The organism is Plesiomonas sp. (assembly GCF_051652165.1).
Taxonomy (GTDB): domain Bacteria; phylum Pseudomonadota; class Gammaproteobacteria; order Enterobacterales; family CAMTGL01; genus Plesiomonas.
The window spans coordinates 113,465-129,987 of the sequence record NZ_JBOFTR010000003.1 but is presented as its reverse complement, the minus strand read 5'-3'; the positions used below and the strand labels follow the sequence as shown (position 1 = coordinate 129,987).

Genomic DNA, 16,523 nt, shown 5'->3' with positions numbered 1-16,523 from the left:
CCGCATCATCTAATCATTGATGGTTATCGATGAGCACTCAGTGTTATCGATGCTCATTAATTGCAATGAGCACCGATAACAATTGTAATTTACTCGTCAAGGAAGCTGCGCAGAACTTCTGAGCGGCTTGGGTGACGCAGTTTACGCAGTGCTTTAGCTTCAATCTGACGAATACGCTCACGAGTAACGTCAAACTGTTTACCAACCTCTTCGAGCGTGTGGTCAGTGTTCATATCGATACCAAAACGCATGCGCAGCACTTTGGCTTCACGTGCAGTCAGGCCTTCTAAGACATCACGGGTCGCGTTACGCAGGCTCTCTGAGGTTGCAGAGTCAAGCGGTAGCTCAAGCGTGGTATCTTCAATAAAATCACCTAAATGCGAATCTTCGTCATCACCGATAGGTGTTTCCATTGAGATTGGCTCTTTGGCGATTTTCAGCACTTTACGGATTTTATCTTCCGGCATCATCATGCGCTCGGCCAGCTCTTCTGGGCTCGGCTCACGACCCATCTCTTGCAGCATTTGGCGCGAGATACGGTTTAGCTTGTTGATAGTCTCAATCATATGCACAGGAATACGGATGGTACGTGCCTGATCAGCAATCGAGCGCGTAATCGCCTGGCGTATCCACCACGTTGCATAGGTTGAGAACTTGTAACCACGGCGATATTCAAACTTATCTACCGCTTTCATCAAGCCAATGTTACCTTCTTGAATCAGATCCAAGAACTGCAAACCGCGGTTGGTGTATTTTTTCGCAATTGAAATAACCAAACGTAAGTTTGCTTCAACCATCTCTTTTTTTGCACGGCGGGCTTTCGCTTCACCGATAGACATACGACGGTTGATGTCTTTAACTTGCTCAATGGTCAGCCCAGTCTCTTCTTCGATCTGACGCATTTTTTGTAGGCAACGCTGCACTTCTTCGCCGACTTCAGTCAAGCGCATAGACCAAGGCTTACCGGCTGCCAGTGCTTTTTCAAACCAGTTTGGGTTAGTTTCATTGCCAGCAAAGAGAGTAACAAAATTCTTTTTCGGCATTTTGCACTGCTCAACACACAGCTTCATGATGATGCGTTCTTGAGTACGAACTCGCTCCATCATTGAACGCATTGAGCCAACCAGATAATCAAACTGCTTTGGCACTAAACGGAACTGTTTGAACACTTCAGAGAGTTTTTGGATCTCTTCATTGGTTGTTGCATGGTTACGGCCATTAAGCTTGATAGCTTGACGGGTAACTTCATACTGTTCACGCAGTTCGGTGAATTTTTCACGTGCTAATTCAGGATCAATTGAGCCATCATCATCAGAAGAGTCATCACCTTCACCCTCTTCATCATCGTCGTCGACATCTTCGTCAGCCAACTGCTCTTCGGTAAGTTCGGAGCCAACATGTGTTGCTGTTGGAGCCATATCCTCTTCTGCATTGGGGTCAACAAAGCCCGTAATCAGATCAGAAAGACGTGATGTGCCCGCTTCAACACGGTCATATTGCTCTAAAAGATAGGTAATGGCTTCCGGATATTCGGCAACTGAACACTGTACTTGGTTGATACCGTCTTCGATGCGTTTGGCGATATCAATTTCACCCTCACGGGTGAGCAGTTCAACAGTACCCATTTCACGCATATACATACGCACAGGGTCAGTTGTACGACCAATCTCTGACTCAACACTTGACAATACCTGCGCAGCAGCTTCTGCGGCATCATCATCAGCAAGGCTCTCTGCCAGCATCAGATCATCGGCATCAGGGGCTTCTTCCAGCACCTGAATACCCATATCGTTGATCATCTGGATAATGTCTTCGATTTGATCGGAGTCGACGATATCTTCCGGCAGATGGTCATTGACCTCAGCATAGGTCAGGTAGCCTTGCTCTTTACCCTTGGTAACAAGAAGCTTAAGCTGTGACTGCGGGTTTTGCTCCATAAGACGATATCCACACTTCAAGGTCTGAAAGAAGAAACTAGTATACGGCGGTGTAAACCGCGAATTACGGTGGTGTAATGCACTGCATCAAACAGCGTAAACCATCGATTATAGCATTTGGGCGCTTTTTCTACTAGCCATTGCCCGGTTTGGCTGTAGTTATTAGCAGGGCTAATTCCCTGCGCTCTTCGGCACTTAAGCCGTGTGTGCGGTCTTTTGCAATCAGTTGATTCATACGCTGTTCTACCCCTTGAATATATAGGTGATCGAGCGTATTCATAAACTCATCATCAATGTTCTCGTCACTGATCATATGGTGCCACATGGCCAGCATTTCAAGTTGTTGCCCCTCTTTTGTTCCACGCCAGTGTTCTATTAGCTGGCCTGTGGTGATCCCCGGTTGAGCCTGACAGGCCCTAATCAACTGAATAAACAGTGGGAGTCCGGGAATATCAAGCTGTGCTAATCCACCTAACGAAGGAACGCATGCAGCAAGTCGAGGGTTTTGGATCAGTAAACCGATTAAAATACGCATCGGTGTACGCTTGATTTGCGGTGCTTTAGCTCTCTTTTCACTGTGTTGCTTCGGCAATAATCGCTCTAATTGGCTTTCATCAAGAATACCCAACTTTTGCCCTAAGGCATTACGCAAATAGAGCCGTAATGTATTACCTGGCACTTTGTCTATCAACGGAATAGCCAGTGTACTGAGTTTAGCACGCCCATCTTGGCTACTTAAGTCTACTTGTTGTAGCAAATGCTCAAACAAAAAAGCAGATAATGGAATAGCTTGTTCTACACGTGCTTCAAATGCGACCTGACCCTCTTTTCGAATCAGTGTATCAGGATCTTCACCGTCGGGTAGAAACATAAATTTTACCTGTTTCCCATCATTGAGATAGGGTAAGGCTGTTTCCAGTGTGCGCCATGCGGCATCACGCCCAGCATTATCACCATCATAGCAGCAGATAACAGTATCGGTACTGCGAAATAGCAACTGTACATGTTCGGCAGTGGTCGATGTACCCAGTGATGCAACCGCATAATCAACATTAAATTGTGCGAGTGCCACCACATCCATATACCCTTCGACCACCAATAAGTGCGCAAGTTTCGGATGGGCTTGCTGGGCTTCATAAAGGCCATACAGTTCACGGCCTTTATGGAAAATGGCCGTTTCTGGTGAGTTGAGGTATTTTGGGGTACCTGTACCTAAAATGCGCCCACCAAATCCGATCACTCGCCCACGACGATCGCGGATAGGAAACATCAGGCGTTCGCGAAAGCGATCATAGATCCGGCCATTATCGTTATGCACCAGCATGCCGGCATCAGAGAGTGCTTGCTGATGCTCTGCCGAACCACCAAATTTGCGTAGCACATTATCCCAGCCATCAGGCGCAAAACCGATGCCAAATTTATGGATAATCTCTGTTGAAAGTCCACGCTGTACTAAATACTGTTGTACCTGTGTGGCTAGAGGTTGTGCTTGTTGTTCTCGGTAATAAGCAGCAATCGCAGCCATTAACTCATACAGATTACGTTTTTCTTTGCGATCTTGCGTCGGCGGGCTACTGCCCATTTCACGTGGAATATCTAAGCCATGCTGTGAAGCGAGCTCTTCAATTGCTTCAACAAAGTCAAGGCGATCAAAATCCATTAAAAAACCGATAGCATTACCGTGCGCACCACAACCAAAACAGTGATAAAACTGCTTTTCTGCACTGACAGTAAAAGAGGGGCTTTTTTCGTTATGGAACGGGCAACAGGCGTGGTAATTCTTACCCTGCTTTTTGAGTTTGACGCGCGCATCTACCAGATCGACGATGTCGGTTCGGGCAAGAAGGTCATCAATAAATGCACGGGGGATTTGACCTGCCATGACACCTCGTTAATTGGTTAGTCAGACGAAGCAAGTTCACAAACGAGCAAAAGCCGCGCGCTCCTAACGGAATGCCCGGCCTGTGCTGCAACAGAAGTCTGTTGGTCTACTCTGTTTTAGCCACAACGTAAATAAGCCGGTTTGATCAGCTAACATTTTTGTGGCAAATAAAAAAGGGATAAATCCCTTTTTTATTTTGCTAATACAGCGTAAATCGTCTTTCCTGTTATGGAAAATAATAAGAGATCACTAATCGTGAAAAATCATTATATTACATAAGGATCAGACAAGCCCGAAGGCTAAACGTACTCAGCGGTTTGTAGAGTGTGGACTACACAATAACCGAGTACGCCATTGTATTAGTACAGACGAGTGCGGCGTGCGTTTTCACGAGCCAGCTTCTTCGCGTGACGCTTAACAGCAGATGCTTTAGCGCGCTTACGCTCGGTAGTTGGTTTTTCGTAAAATTCACGACGGCGAACTTCAGACAGGATACCTGCTTTTTCGCATGAACGCTTGAAACGACGCAGTGCAACGTCGAACGGCTCGTTTTCACGTACTTTAATTACTGGCATGTGCCTCTTACCTCAATGGAAATCGGGTTGTACCCGCTGACTATCAAATCGCCAGCTTGACTAAAAATGGTGCGGAATTTTAATCCGAACACATAGCTATTGTAAAGCGTTACCGCGATCTGCTGGCGCGATTTTAATGCACAGGATAACATACTCGCCTTTCTACGTCAGCTTGAGGCCACTTATGCGTATTCTAGGAATTGAAACTTCCTGTGATGAAACCGGTGTTGCAATTTATGATGATAAGGCCGGCCTGCTGGCTAACCAATTGTATAGCCAGATAAAATTACATGCTGACTATGGTGGTGTTGTGCCAGAGTTGGCATCACGCGATCATGTAAGAAAAACCGTGCCTTTGATTCAAGCTGCTCTTAAAGAGGCACAATTAACGGCAAAAGATATTGATGGTGTGGCTTATACCGCAGGCCCTGGGTTGGTCGGTGCGTTATTAGTTGGGGCGACGATTGGCCGTGCATTGGCGATGGCATGGGATGTTCCGGCAGTGGCTGTGCATCACATGGAGGGGCATTTGCTTGCACCCATGCTAGAGGATAATCCGCCTGCATTTCCATTTATTGCACTGTTGGTTTCAGGTGGACACACGCAGTTGATTCGTGTGGATGGTATTGGCGAGTATACGCTAATGGGCGAATCAATTGATGATGCCGCTGGTGAAGCATTTGATAAAACGGCCAAACTGATGGGGCTTGATTATCCTGGTGGCCCATTATTGGCAAAATTGGCTGAACAGGGCACACCAGCACGTTTTATTTTTCCGCGGCCGATGACCGATCGTCCGGGGCTCGACTTTAGTTTTTCTGGTTTAAAAACCTTTGCTGCCAATACGATTGCCCGTGAGGGGAGTGATCCACAAACTCGTGCAGATATTGCGCATGCCTTTCAGCAGGCTGTGGTTGATACGCTGGCGATTAAGTGCCGCCGAGCACTAAAAGAGACCGGATTTAAACGATTGGTGATTGCAGGCGGTGTGAGTGCAAATACCTCTTTGCGTGCACAGCTTGGTGAGTTGATGACCCAACTCAACGGTGAGGTGTTTTACCCGCGTACGGCATTTTGTACTGACAATGGCGCGATGATCGCTTATGCCGGTATGATGCGGCTAAAAAATAAAGAGTATCAGGATTTGTCTGTCTCTGCACGTCCGCGCTGGCCGATGGAAGAGCTAAAACCACTGACATTTTAACGGTTGTTGTTTCGACAATGATGTGTGTTGTATTTTAACGGTGAGCTGGGTAGATAACCCCGACTCACCGTTTTTTATGTGCCTATTTTGGGGTTATTCATCATCAGTATGTGAGGTGAATTTTCGCCAAAAGCGAGGCTCTTGTCCGCGCCATAAACGTTGTAAATTGTCATGGTGTCGCAATAAAATTAGGCACGATAACATGGCAACGGGTAAGGTAAATTCAGGGCGAACCCACCAAACATACAGCGGTGCAAGCAGTGCGGTAAGAATAGCGGCCAGAGATGAATAACCGGTGATCAGTGCCGTGAGCAGCCATGTTAGACTAAGCAGCCCGGTGATATCCCAACTAATCGGGGCTATTGCGCCAAAAGCTGTGGCAACCCCTTTGCCACCACGAAAGTGGAAAAATATCGGGTAGATATGCCCAAGGCAGGCTGCAATGGCAATAACACCTAAAATCGGGGGAGGCAGTGCAAGTTTGTAAGCTCCCCAAACCGGTAGCCCCCCTTTTAGGACATCAGCAACCAATACGCCCATTGCTGCAATACGACCGCCAATGCGTAGTACATTGGTGGTTCCGGGGTTGCCCGATCCACTTTCACGTGGATCGGGTAGACCACAAAGACGGCAAATCAGTACGGCACTAGAGATTGAGCCAAGCAGATACGCAAGGATTATCATTGCGAATGCAAGTGTACTCATGGCGAAATTCCTGTATCGAGGAAATATGATCCGATAACAACCGGATTCCAGAGATTCTCTTGATAATACGCAAAATGAGCCCATTGAGGTATCCGACCTCTCTTTATTTTTGATGATCACTTTTTTATGGATAACAGTGTGATGGATATTGTGTTTATCGAACAGCTTAGTGTGATTACAACGATTGGTGCTTATGACTGGGAGCAAACCATCAAACAAAAGCTGGTGTTTGATATTGAAATGGCCTGGAATAATCAGGCGGCTGCCGAACAAGATGATGTGCGCTTATGCTTAGACTATGCCGCAGTGAGCGATGCTGTAACGAGTTTTGTACAACAACGGCAATTTGCGTTGGTTGAGCGGGTAGCAGAAGATGTGGCTGCGCTGATTTTGACGCAATTTGGTGTTCGCTGGTTACGTTTACGGGTAAAAAAACCAGGCGCGGTGGTTAATGCATTGAGTGTTGGAGTCACTATTGAGCGTGGAGTGCGTGTGTAATGGTAACGCTGTTTATCGGTATTGGTAGCAATACTGAGCGTGAAAAGCATGTGCGGGCTGCAGTTCAAGAGTTACAACAGGCATTTACTCAGGTTGAACTTTCCCCTGTTTATGAAGCCAAAGCGGTGGGAGTTCATAGCGATAATTACTATAATTTGGTGGCTAAGTGTCAGACTGAGTTGGATGTGATTGCAGTGAGTCAGCTTTTGCAAGCGATAGAGAATCGCTGGGAAAGGCGTGCCCGACACGATGTCTGTACACTCGATCTTGATTTACTGTTGTATGGCAATATGTGCCGCCAAGATAAACCGATATTGCCGCGTCGAGATATTTTACACTGTGCATTTGTGTTGCAGCCATTAGCTGATTTAGCACCGCAATTGTTGCACCCTGAACACCAGTTGCCCTTTGCGATATTATGGCAACAATTTGCGCGTTCAGAGCAGCTATTGTGGCCGATTCCTTTTGTATGGTAAGCAGTGCACAAGTGAAGTGTTAAGCAAATGTGTGTTTTATGTAAGATGCATGATGTGAGCATTAATGCTTAACATTATGTTTTGTTATTGTTTTTCCTTTCGCAGGTAGGCGTTATTCATGAATGAGTTGTTGATTGCTTTCATCCTCGGTGTGGTTGAAGGTTTAACCGAGTTTTTGCCGGTATCTTCTACTGGGCATTTGATTTTAGTTGGCCATTTATTAGGCTTTGAAGGGGCAAAAGCAGCTACTTTTGAGATTATCATTCAATTAGGATCGATCTTAGCCGTTGTTGTGGTGTTTTGGCGGCGAATGTTTGGCCTGATTGGTATTCATTTTGGTGAGAAACCGGTGCAGCAAGCCGGTGGGCACTTAACACTGATCCACATTATTTTAGGTATGCTTCCTGCGGTAGTGATTGGTCTATTAGTTCATGACTGGATTAAAGCTAACTTATTTGGCCCGCAAACGGTGATGTACGCACTGGTTGTTGGTGGTGTGTTATTGCTGGTGGCGGAATTTTTCAAGCCAAAAACTACTGCGCATGATGTGGATCAAATCACCTATAAGCAAGCATTTGGCATCGGTTTATTCCAATGTTTAGCACTGTGGCCGGGCTTTTCACGTTCAGGCTCAACAATTTCTGGTGGTTTGTTGCTTGGTGTAGGTCGTCAGGCGGCGGCAGAGTATTCGTTTATTTTGGCTGTACCTATGATGCTGGGAGCAAGCGGGCTGGATCTGCTGAAAAGCTGGAGTATTTTGAGTCTGTCTGATCTGCCGATGTTTGCAGTGGGTTTTATTACCGCATTTGTGGTGGCGATGATTGCCATTAAAACCTTCCTTGCGGCGATTAAGCGGATCTCGTTTGTGCCTTTTGCTATTTACCGTTTTATTTTGGCGGCAATGGTATTTTGGATTGTGGTGGGTTAAGAGCACGGTTAACGCGATCTTTAAGATTCTGATGTTGTGATCTGTTTTGATGATCCTAAAAAAGAGAAAAAAACAGCGGGTTTGATACCCGCTATTTTTGTACTTGAATACGTTTAATTGTATGAAAGGTATTTTAAGCGTTTTTATGTGCCAGCGATTGGGCGTGTACCAAAGGGAGCACGTGCCGAAAATTACAGTTTACTGCGTGGCTTGATACTGATGTTTAAAATCAGCAATAGCCGTTATTCGTTGTTGGTGTAATTGTGTTTTGATTGCCGCACCGCTAAAGCCTTGCGCAATAATGGGTTGTACAGCAATGGCCGCTGCTGCCTGATAAGCGGCACGGACATAATCAGCTTGTGGATAGGGTTTCTCGGCAAAACCAGTTCGTCCGCAAAAGTCAGCTTCAGTGGCCAGTAAAGCAAATTCAAGACGTTCAGGTTTACGCCAGATATCGAGTTTATCGAGCATGTTCAGCAGGGTTTCAGGGCGCAACGCAAAGGCGGTGTGGATCAGGCCGTGTACCTGTGCTACTAGCATAGCGATATCACGCAGATGATTGGGAATTTTTAATCGGGTACAAAATGCCCGAATGAGCGGCACCCCTTTTTCGCCATGCCCATGATGGCTTGGCCAGCAGTGTGGCGGGGTTAATGCTTTACCAAAGTCGTGACACAATGCGGCAAAACGAACATCAAGAGATAGACTTAAACGGGCCGCTTGTTGCAGCGTCAGCATGACGTGCACACCACTGTCAATTTCAGGATGCCACTTTTCGGGAGCAGGAATACCAAACAAAGCATCAAGCTCAGGAAATAAGCAGGCGAGTGCGCCACAATCACGCAAAATCTGAAAATAGACCTGTGGGGCTGCACTGTTGAGGGCTTTTTCGGTCTCTTTCCAGACACGCTCTGGTGTCAGATGATTTAACTCACCTGCAGCCACCATTGTACGCATTAATTGCTGTGTTTCAGGGGCCACTTGAAAGCCTAAATCGGCAAAACGTGCAGCAAAGCGGGCAATACGTAATACCCGCAGTGGATCTTCGCTAAATGCCGGTGAGATATGGCGTAAGAGCCGTAGCTTGAGATCGTGCTGACCGTTATAAGGGTCAATCAACGTGCCATCAATATGCTGCGCAATAGCGTTGATGGTGAGATCGCGCCGGATCAAATCTTGCTCTAGTGTTACATCAGGAGCCGCATGGCAAATAAAACCGGTATAACCTACACCCTGTTTGCGCTCGGTACGTGCTAACGCGTACTCTTCACGGCTTTGCGGATGTAAAAAGACCGGAAAGTCTTTGCCGACCTGTTGATAGCCTTTGGTCAGCATATCTTCCGGCGTTGAGCCAACAACTACCCAATCTCGTTCATGAATAGGTAAACCGAGTAGTTGATCACGCACTGCACCACCGACCAGATAGACTTGCACCCTACATTCCTCTTGTTCACTCTTTTCATCAGTATACCTGATTCAGTGATAAACAGGATCTAGACAATTAACGCAACAGGTTGTGCAATTAATTGAATGTAATAAAAATACAGACTGAAACAGTATGTAACAGTAAAATGTGACACTTAAATGGTGTGTGACTTTCGTACAAAGGTCATGCAGACTGGTTTTTACCCGCGGGAAATATACACACCTGCCTAATTTAATTAGGGTTGGAGAGTCAATGTATCAAACATTTTTCGGGTTAACCGCGACACCTTTTTCAATTGTCCCCGATCCGCATTTTCTGTTTTTAAGCGATAGACACCGTGAGGCACTGGTGCATTTGTTTTATGGCCTGCGTGATGGGGGAGGCTTTGTGCTACTGACCGGTGAAGTTGGTACAGGGAAAACGACCGTTTCGCGCGCGATGCTTGAAAAGGTTGATAACCAGTTTCAATTGGCAACAATCCTCAACCCTATGTTAGATGCCCGTGAGTTACTGGCCGCAATTTGTGATGAACTAAAATTAGACAATATATCGCCTAATTCGGCTACACAGGCTAGTTTAAAACAGCTTTCTGATCGCTTATATCAGCACCTATTGCATAACCATGCACAAGGGCGCAAAACTATTTTATTGATTGATGAAGCGCAGCATTTACAACCCCCTGTGCTTGAACAGTTACGCTTACTTACCAACCTTGAAACCAATCAAACCAAATTATTACAAGTCATTTTAATTGGGCAACCTGAGCTGTTACAGCGTTTAGAACAACCAGCACTGCGCCAACTGTTACAGAGAATTACCGCTCGCTATCACCTGTTGCCACTGAGTTTATCTGAGTTAACCGATTATATTGCCTTTCGCCTAAAAATTGCAGGGTGCGAGCGTGCTCTGTTTAGCCCAAAGGCACTGCAAGCATTGCATAAGGCCAGTGGCGGTGTTCCGCGGATTGTCAATGTGTTATCAGATCGCTGTTTAATGTTGGCATATGCCAAAGGAGCACCCCAAGTACACCGGCAAGATGTACTCAATGCTGATCGCGAAATCCGAGGTATATTGCCTCAGACCACAATAAGTACCCCATGGGCTCTGTGGCGCTGGCCATTGCTAGGAGGGTGTATTGGGAGCGTATTAACATGTGCTTTATATCTAGAAAAACCAGAATGGTTTGCGTGGCAACCGTTAACGTCTTCAATATCAGCCTTAGTGAAACCGGTTTCTGTACCAATGACAGGCACAGTTAACGGTGCAACCACCACAGGATCATCACCAAAGCAGTCTGTTTTGGTAGGATCAACAGAAAATAACCCGACTGCTTTACTACAAAATAAAACAATGCAACCTATAGAGCAGTTAAAACAGTCAATAACCCTTGCACGTGAGCCTGAAAGTGCTATGCGTGCACTGTATCGAGTATGGGGATATCAGTGGCAAGATGCTGCTGTAGACTGTGCTGCTGCTGATGTATTAGCACTACGCTGTTATAAGGGAACGACCTCACTCGCGCGTTTAGAGAGCTTAAACCATCCGGTAATGTTGTCATTACGTGAAGATGATCAAGATTACCATGCTGTACTGTACGCCCTTGAACCACAAGAGGCGGAATTGTTGGTGGGGAATATGCGTTGGCGAGTGAGCCGCTCTTGGCTTGAACAGCATTGGTTAGGTGAATTTACACTGTTGTGGCAACCACAAGATAGCGGGGCATTCAAAACAATACGTCAGGGTGATAGCGGAGAGTCAGTGCAGTGGCTTGACAATCAATTAGCACTGATTTTGAAAACACCCCAACGAACAGTCACTCGCTTTGATAGCACACTGGCAAATAAAATACAGCAATTTCAAACCCGTTTTGGTTTGCATGCTGATGGGATGGCGGGCCCAATGACACTGATTGCGTTAAATGCCGCACTCGGCAATGCTGGGCCAACATTAACAGCCAAAGAGGATGAGTAGTGTCTAGCATATTAGAAGCATTGCGTCGCTCTGAGCGTGAGCGTCAGTTGCGTAATGGGAAAGAGCCAGCTTCATTGATGGCCCCGCATCTAACAGCTCCCATTTTACCTGTGCCTTCTTTGCAGATTTCCATGCGTCGGCGTGCGATATTAGTAGGTATAGGGCTATTGGTTGGAGGGGGATGTACTGCAGGAATCATGTTGTTGTGGCATAAACCTCTATTAGAGATGAACAGCACTGATACTCGCATGCTTGAATCGGCAACTGCCGCAGTGAGAGCAAGAGCTCCCTCTGAACGGGTTAATCCACTTGAAGTTGATGGGCGGAAAATTTTACCGCTTCCACAACTTGATACAGAGAGTGTCAATATCACTGAATTAAAACAAGCCACGGCACTGACTAACATTGATGCTTACCCATTAACTGCACCATGGTCTGAAAGCGACACTATTTCACCAGAAGATATCTTGCCTACCCCCCCTTTACCAACAGATCCTGTACGTAAACCGGTATCAAGTCACAGTAGTCAAAAGAACCGTCAACACCTTGGTGCAGTAGCTAATATACGCACTGAACAGGTTGATTTAAGTGGGGTATCACCAGAGCTGGCATTGGCATTTCGCAGTGCATTAGATGCTGAAAAAAGCACTCAAGGCACTCGCCGTAATACCCATTTGCAGCCGTTACCCTCTTCACCTAAAACTGATATCAGTAAAACAGACATTACACGATTGCCAAGTTTGGCAGATTTACCTGCAGCAAGCCGTAAGATGATCCCTTCACTGCATTTTGAAGTACACAATTATGTTTCTGATCCTAAAAAGCGGTGGGTGAAATTTAACGGTAATGTATACCGTGCTGGCGCAAAACTGGCTGACTCCGTTGTCTTAACACGCATTGAGGCTGGGCGTGTTGTGCTCTCTGTTCGTGGGCAAGAGGCAACGTTAAATGCGCTTCAAGATTGGATTTAAGTTATTTTCTGATAGCACAATATAGAGTGAGATATTGTGCTTAATCAATATCATGGGTGCTAATAACCCTGCATTGCTATTATCTCGTGTTATTATCGTATTGCTCTTTTTAATGTTGTTTATCACACTTACATCTGCTTATAGTCAAATGATATCACTAATACATAATTGTCATTGAGAGTCATATTTTATTATGCATATCGCGTTACACAATGTAGTTAATGTGTGGCTTCTGTGAAACGTTGAAAACCATTTATTAAAAACAACTTTATTATAAACAACTTTTTTGAATAAATATCGGTATCGGTATCGGTATCGGTATCGGTATCGGTATCGGTATCGGTATCGGTATAGTTGTTATTTAAACGGGTGTTTTTTATGAGGAGCGGCTATGTTTGTAGGGAGTGATACTTACATTCATACAATAAATCCCAATAAAATAATTCAGGATATTGATGAGGAAAGAGATATTTATCATGAATACTATACGGTGTTACTTAAAAAACTTTCAGAGGTAAGCTCTATTGATGGGAAAATAGATTTAAAAGAAAGAAAATATAATGCGTTACAATACCTTCTTAAATAACACCTTCTTAAACAAAACACTATCGATAACTCGATAAATCTTAATAATGTAGATTTAAGTGGTATGCATCTATACGCTATGAATTTTAATGGTGTGTCTCTTTGTGGTGCAAATTTTAATAATGCATCATTAGATAGTGTAAGTTTTTGTGGTGCAACATTAGATAGTACAGTATTCGATTTTGCAAATTTTAAAGATGTGAATCTAGATGGTGCAAGTTTAATAAATACCCGTTTTGTTAGTACTCAATTTAACAATGCTGAGTGTGAAAGATTGTAAAAGATTAAAAAAATCGTCCGCTACAGATGCTGGCAAATACAGCTAGATTGGCAAAAGAGATTGCTACGCTGAAAGAAATTAAAAACAGATGATTTTTGATAACTGAAAATCATCTAGTGAGTTCATGTGTAAACTAATTTATTGCACCGTGTTATTTTTTTGGTGAATCATACTATTTATATTCGATTTCATCATAAAAACTGACGGTTATTTTCACTTCTGATGTTGTCGATTTGTATTATATACTTTCTTTTATCGAATAATACAAAAAGACGCTTCATTAGAATGTGCTTGATTGTAACCGCCAGTGTTTTCGTTATCATCAATAATATTATAACAACATGGCAATACCGGGATTATTTCATCCAACGATCTTTTCGTTTACGTGTTGGCATAATGCTAGGCAACACTAACCCGATGAGCAAACCAATACCCGCAACACCACCGCCATAGATAAACCAACGCATTAGAATTTCGCGTTTTTCACCGTTTAACTGTGTGCTGAGTAACAGCATCTTGTCTTGTGTATTTTTTAATTCACTTTTTAGGCGATTATTTTCATTTTTTAAGGCACTCAGATCAGCATCACTGTTACTCACTTTGTGTTGCATCTCTTTGGTGCGCTCTTGCCAACTGTTATCAATAGTACTGAGTTTTTCACTTAGCGTTTTGACCTGTGCTTCAAGCTCTGGCACACGGGTACGTAAACTCGGTGTTGTACTTAATTGGTTCGCCGGTAACCAGACTTGGCGGCCTTTACTATCTGTAACCTGAGCGTAGCCTGATTGTGCGTTTGAGGCATCAAGAGTGACAGGCTCTCCGGCATTGAGTGTACCAACAATGCGGTATTGGTTTCCTGGGCCTGAGTGCACATATGTTTGTAATGTATCTGAAATATAACGTGTTTCAGCCGCTAGTGTATTGAATGAACAAGCAGCAAGCAGCAAGGCTGCAAGGTGTAGATATCGTTTGTTAGGCATAAGGTTAAATTTTGTACGTGTTCAAGATGAGGCAATAGTAGAGGGTTTGTCAAAGTGAAGCAAATCGGTGGTACGCCTGTTTGACGTACCACCCAATACTATTGTTATATTTTAAGTTGTTTTCCAGCGATTAAGAGAATACCGCGCGGAAAAAATAGAAGAAAATAATTGATAGGAAAGCACCGGCAGGTAGGGTAATGATCCACGATGCAACAATATTTCGCACTACCCCTAAGTTCAGTGCGGCAATACCGCGGGCAAAACCAACACCTAATACTGCCCCTACCAGTGTTTGGGTTGTAGAGATTGGTAGGCCTGTTCCTGAGGCAATGACTACAGTTGTCGCGGTAGCAAACTGCGCAGCAAAACCACGGCTCGGTGTTAGATCGGTAATGCCTGTACCCACTGTTGCCATCACTTTATGTCCGAGTAACGCAAGACCAATGACAATACCTACTGCACCAAGCGGTAAAATCCACCAGACGATAGGTGAAGTATTTTGTAAATCACCGCCGCTATTTATCACCGCAACAATCGCCGAAAGTGGGCCAATAGCGTTAGCCACATCGTTTGAACCATGGGCAAACGCCATTGCACAAGCGGTAATCACCATCAGGACACTAAAGACCCGCTCTACACCGGCAAACCCATTTTTAGAGACAGCTTTGGCAGTAAAGCTTTTGCTGGAGATATACAGGTAGCCACCAACCATTACGGCGAAGGCCGATAACACGGAAATCAGCAGTGTTTCGCTGTCGCTCAGATCCAGACCAACATGTTTTAAGCCTTTTTTGATGGTTACTAAGAAAATAACCAGTGCGGTCAAAAACATGTACACCGGGCCATAACGTTTAGCATTTTTCATTGGGTTTTCGGTATCAAATATCAGCCGTTGTGCACTGATAAATATGCCGTAAGCCAGTACCCCTGCAATTAATGGGGTAATAAGCCAGCTCCCTACGATACCTTTTACACTGCTCCAATCGACCGCATGTGGCCCAACAGACACACAAGCAAACCCGATAATCGCACCGATAATAGAGTGCGTAGTTGATACAGGCCAGCCCATAAATGAGGCCACAATCAACCATGTTCCGGCTGCCAGCAGTGCTGACATCATGCCAAAGACCAAAATTTGCGGTTGATGGTTGAATAACGAAGTCTCAATAATTCCGTTACGAATAGTTTGGGTTACTTCACCACCGGCCAAATAAGCGCCAGCAAACTCAAAGATCATTGCGATAATAATCGCTTGTTTGATAGTGACCGCTTTTGAGCCGACAGAGGTACCCATTGCATTGGCAACATCGTTTGCGCCGATACCTACAGCCATCAATAAGCCTAAAAGAGCCGCGACCAGCACGATAAGTGAGCCGTGTTGTGCCAAAATTTCCATTGTATTACCTATTATTTGCTACGTTATGAGCGAGCTAGCATCAATTCTAAACGTGCGCCTACGCGCAGTGCTTGATCGGCTAAATCACCCACCCATTCCAGAGTCTTGTACAGGAACACCACATCAATCGGATTGAATTGATCTTCCAGCGTCAATAGTGTCTGACGTAGCAGGATCTGGAGGTGGTCTGTATCATCTTCGATGTGATCCAACTCCGTGATCATCGTTTCTACCAGTGCAACCTCACGGCCTTTAAAGCCGGTTTCGAGTAAACCATCCATTTCGGCGATAACTCGGTGTGATTGCGCTGTTGCGTCCAAGCAGCGTTGCAGATAGTTCATAAAAGCAGAGTGCATTTCATCGGGAATGCGTAAATGGCGGCCGATAATGCGTCCAGAGATATCTTTCGCACGGTTGGCAAGTTTGTCTTGCTGAGTGAGCAATTCAAGCATGTCAGTACGGTCAACAGGCAGGAATAAGCCACGGGGTAGCTTAAGGCGGATCTCACGTTTTAGCGTATCAGCTTGTTTCTCAAGTTGAGAAATATGCTCGCGCAGCTGATTCGCTTTTTCCCAATCATTGCTTGCAGTGGCTTCAAAAAAAGGCACGAGCTGTAAACAACACTCATGTACCTTTTTTGCATGCTCACCTAAAGGTTTAATTGGAGACTTGGCAAAAAGACCTAAAATAGTATTAACTGGCATAACCA

General features: G+C 44.9%; 16 protein-coding genes. 8 read left to right on the top strand and 8 right to left on the bottom strand.

Annotation, left to right across the window (positions count from 1 at the left end):
* Positions 1 to 89: 89 nt before the first annotated feature.
* From rpoD to rpsU, 3 genes are all read right to left on the bottom strand, one after another.
* On the bottom strand, positions 90 to 1,937 hold the full coding sequence (rpoD, locus tag ACRC53_RS01915) for an RNA polymerase sigma factor RpoD (protein WP_438641881.1): 1,848 nt from the start codon (positions 1,935 to 1,937) through the stop codon (positions 90 to 92).
* Between the two features lie 133 nt (positions 1,938 to 2,070).
* Positions 2,071 to 3,819: a DNA primase gene (gene dnaG / locus ACRC53_RS01910; protein ID WP_438641880.1), complete on the bottom strand. Its 1,749-nt coding sequence runs from the start codon at positions 3,817 to 3,819 to the stop codon at positions 2,071 to 2,073.
* A gap of 359 nt (positions 3,820 to 4,178) precedes the next feature.
* Positions 4,179 to 4,394 (bottom strand): 30S ribosomal protein S21, encoded by a 216-nt coding sequence (gene rpsU, locus ACRC53_RS01905; protein ID WP_010862554.1) that lies wholly within the window; start codon positions 4,392 to 4,394, stop codon positions 4,179 to 4,181.
* Positions 4,395 to 4,578: 184 nt separating this feature from the next.
* On the opposite strand from rpsU, the gene tsaD reads away from it, so the two are divergent.
* Positions 4,579 to 5,598 (top strand): tRNA (adenosine(37)-N6)-threonylcarbamoyltransferase complex transferase subunit TsaD, encoded by a 1,020-nt coding sequence (gene tsaD, locus ACRC53_RS01900; protein ID WP_438641879.1) that lies wholly within the window; start codon positions 4,579 to 4,581, stop codon positions 5,596 to 5,598.
* A gap of 93 nt (positions 5,599 to 5,691) precedes the next feature.
* Here the strand turns inward: tsaD and plsY are convergent, their stop codons facing one another.
* Entirely contained in the window at positions 5,692 to 6,303 is a 612-nt protein-coding gene (gene plsY, locus ACRC53_RS01895; protein ID WP_438641878.1) for a glycerol-3-phosphate 1-O-acyltransferase PlsY, read from the bottom strand.
* Positions 6,304 to 6,444: 141 nt separating this feature from the next.
* Between plsY and folB the strand changes: the two genes are divergently transcribed.
* The 3 genes from folB (at position 6,445) to bacA (ending at position 8,205) form a co-directional block, all read left to right on the top strand.
* Positions 6,445 to 6,801, top strand: coding sequence for a dihydroneopterin aldolase (gene folB, locus ACRC53_RS01890; protein ID WP_438642008.1), 357 nt, complete (start codon positions 6,445 to 6,447; stop codon positions 6,799 to 6,801).
* Positions 6,801 to 7,277: a 2-amino-4-hydroxy-6-hydroxymethyldihydropteridine diphosphokinase gene (gene folK, locus ACRC53_RS01885; protein ID WP_438641877.1), complete on the top strand. Its 477-nt coding sequence runs from the start codon at positions 6,801 to 6,803 to the stop codon at positions 7,275 to 7,277. Before folB ends, folK begins: the two co-directional genes overlap by 1 nt.
* Before the next feature lie 118 nt (positions 7,278 to 7,395).
* Positions 7,396 to 8,205, top strand: a complete 810-nt coding sequence (gene bacA / locus ACRC53_RS01880; protein WP_438641876.1) for an undecaprenyl-diphosphate phosphatase — start codon at positions 7,396 to 7,398, stop codon at positions 8,203 to 8,205.
* 198 nt (positions 8,206 to 8,403) lie between these two features.
* Here the strand turns inward: bacA and ACRC53_RS01875 are convergent, their stop codons facing one another.
* Positions 8,404 to 9,639 carry a multifunctional CCA addition/repair protein gene (locus tag ACRC53_RS01875; protein WP_438641875.1) on the bottom strand — a complete coding sequence of 412 codons (1,236 nt, stop codon included), beginning with the start codon at positions 9,637 to 9,639 and terminating at the stop codon, positions 8,404 to 8,406.
* A 244-nt stretch (positions 9,640 to 9,883) separates the two neighbouring features.
* Between ACRC53_RS01875 and ACRC53_RS01870 the strand changes: the two genes are divergently transcribed.
* From ACRC53_RS01870 to ACRC53_RS01855, 4 genes are all read left to right on the top strand, one after another.
* The gene (locus ACRC53_RS01870) at positions 9,884 to 11,602 is read left to right on the top strand and encodes an AAA family ATPase (RefSeq protein ID WP_438641874.1); all 1,719 of its coding nucleotides are present in this window, start codon (positions 9,884 to 9,886) and stop codon (positions 11,600 to 11,602) included.
* Positions 11,602 to 12,573: a general secretion pathway protein GspB gene (locus ACRC53_RS01865; protein WP_438641873.1), complete on the top strand. Its 972-nt coding sequence runs from the start codon at positions 11,602 to 11,604 to the stop codon at positions 12,571 to 12,573. The genes ACRC53_RS01870 and ACRC53_RS01865 overlap by 1 nt, the downstream gene beginning before the upstream one ends.
* A gap of 391 nt (positions 12,574 to 12,964) precedes the next feature.
* On the top strand, positions 12,965 to 13,159 hold the full coding sequence (locus ACRC53_RS01860) for a hypothetical protein (protein WP_438641872.1): 195 nt from the start codon (positions 12,965 to 12,967) through the stop codon (positions 13,157 to 13,159).
* 21 nt (positions 13,160 to 13,180) lie between these two features.
* Positions 13,181 to 13,438, top strand: a complete 258-nt coding sequence (locus ACRC53_RS01855; RefSeq protein ID WP_438642007.1) for a pentapeptide repeat-containing protein — start codon at positions 13,181 to 13,183, stop codon at positions 13,436 to 13,438.
* A 356-nt stretch (positions 13,439 to 13,794) separates the two neighbouring features.
* Here ACRC53_RS01855 and ACRC53_RS01850 read toward each other — a convergent pair whose 3' ends face one another.
* The 3 genes from ACRC53_RS01850 to ACRC53_RS01840 all read right to left on the bottom strand — a co-directional run bounded on the left by ACRC53_RS01850 (position 13,795) and on the right by ACRC53_RS01840 (position 16,518).
* A complete protein-coding gene (locus ACRC53_RS01850; protein WP_438641871.1) occupies positions 13,795 to 14,418 on the bottom strand; it encodes a TIGR04211 family SH3 domain-containing protein in 624 nt (207 codons plus the stop codon).
* Positions 14,419 to 14,548: 130 nt separating this feature from the next.
* On the bottom strand, positions 14,549 to 15,814 hold the full coding sequence (locus ACRC53_RS01845; RefSeq protein WP_438641870.1) for an inorganic phosphate transporter: 1,266 nt from the start codon (positions 15,812 to 15,814) through the stop codon (positions 14,549 to 14,551).
* 23 nt (positions 15,815 to 15,837) lie between these two features.
* Entirely contained in the window at positions 15,838 to 16,518 is a 681-nt protein-coding gene (locus tag ACRC53_RS01840; RefSeq protein ID WP_438641869.1) for a TIGR00153 family protein, read from the bottom strand.
* Positions 16,519 to 16,523: the final 5 nt, after the last annotated feature.

What these genes read in the sequence shown, in the direction of transcription:
- rpoD (WP_438641881.1), bottom strand. Translation starts at nt 1,937, where the DNA reads ATGGAGCAAAACCCGCAGTCACAGCTTAAGCTTCTTGTTACCAAGGGT.
- dnaG (WP_438641880.1), bottom strand. Translation starts at nt 3,819, where the DNA reads ATGGCAGGTCAAATCCCCCGTGCATTTATTGATGACCTTCTTGCCCGA.
- rpsU (WP_010862554.1), bottom strand. Translation starts at nt 4,394, where the DNA reads ATGCCAGTAATTAAAGTACGTGAAAACGAGCCGTTCGACGTTGCACTG.
- tsaD (WP_438641879.1), top strand. Translation starts at nt 4,579, where the DNA reads ATGCGTATTCTAGGAATTGAAACTTCCTGTGATGAAACCGGTGTTGCA.
- plsY (WP_438641878.1), bottom strand. Translation starts at nt 6,303, where the DNA reads ATGAGTACACTTGCATTCGCAATGATAATCCTTGCGTATCTGCTTGGC.
- folB (WP_438642008.1), top strand. Translation starts at nt 6,445, where the DNA reads ATGGATATTGTGTTTATCGAACAGCTTAGTGTGATTACAACGATTGGT.
- folK (WP_438641877.1), top strand. Translation starts at nt 6,801, where the DNA reads ATGGTAACGCTGTTTATCGGTATTGGTAGCAATACTGAGCGTGAAAAG.
- bacA (WP_438641876.1), top strand. Translation starts at nt 7,396, where the DNA reads ATGAATGAGTTGTTGATTGCTTTCATCCTCGGTGTGGTTGAAGGTTTA.
- ACRC53_RS01870 (WP_438641874.1), top strand. Translation starts at nt 9,884, where the DNA reads ATGTATCAAACATTTTTCGGGTTAACCGCGACACCTTTTTCAATTGTC.
- ACRC53_RS01860 (WP_438641872.1), top strand. Translation starts at nt 12,965, where the DNA reads ATGTTTGTAGGGAGTGATACTTACATTCATACAATAAATCCCAATAAA.
- ACRC53_RS01850 (WP_438641871.1), bottom strand. Translation starts at nt 14,418, where the DNA reads ATGCCTAACAAACGATATCTACACCTTGCAGCCTTGCTGCTTGCTGCT.
- ACRC53_RS01845 (WP_438641870.1), bottom strand. Translation starts at nt 15,814, where the DNA reads ATGGAAATTTTGGCACAACACGGCTCACTTATCGTGCTGGTCGCGGCT.
- ACRC53_RS01840 (WP_438641869.1), bottom strand. Translation starts at nt 16,518, where the DNA reads ATGCCAGTTAATACTATTTTAGGTCTTTTTGCCAAGTCTCCAATTAAA.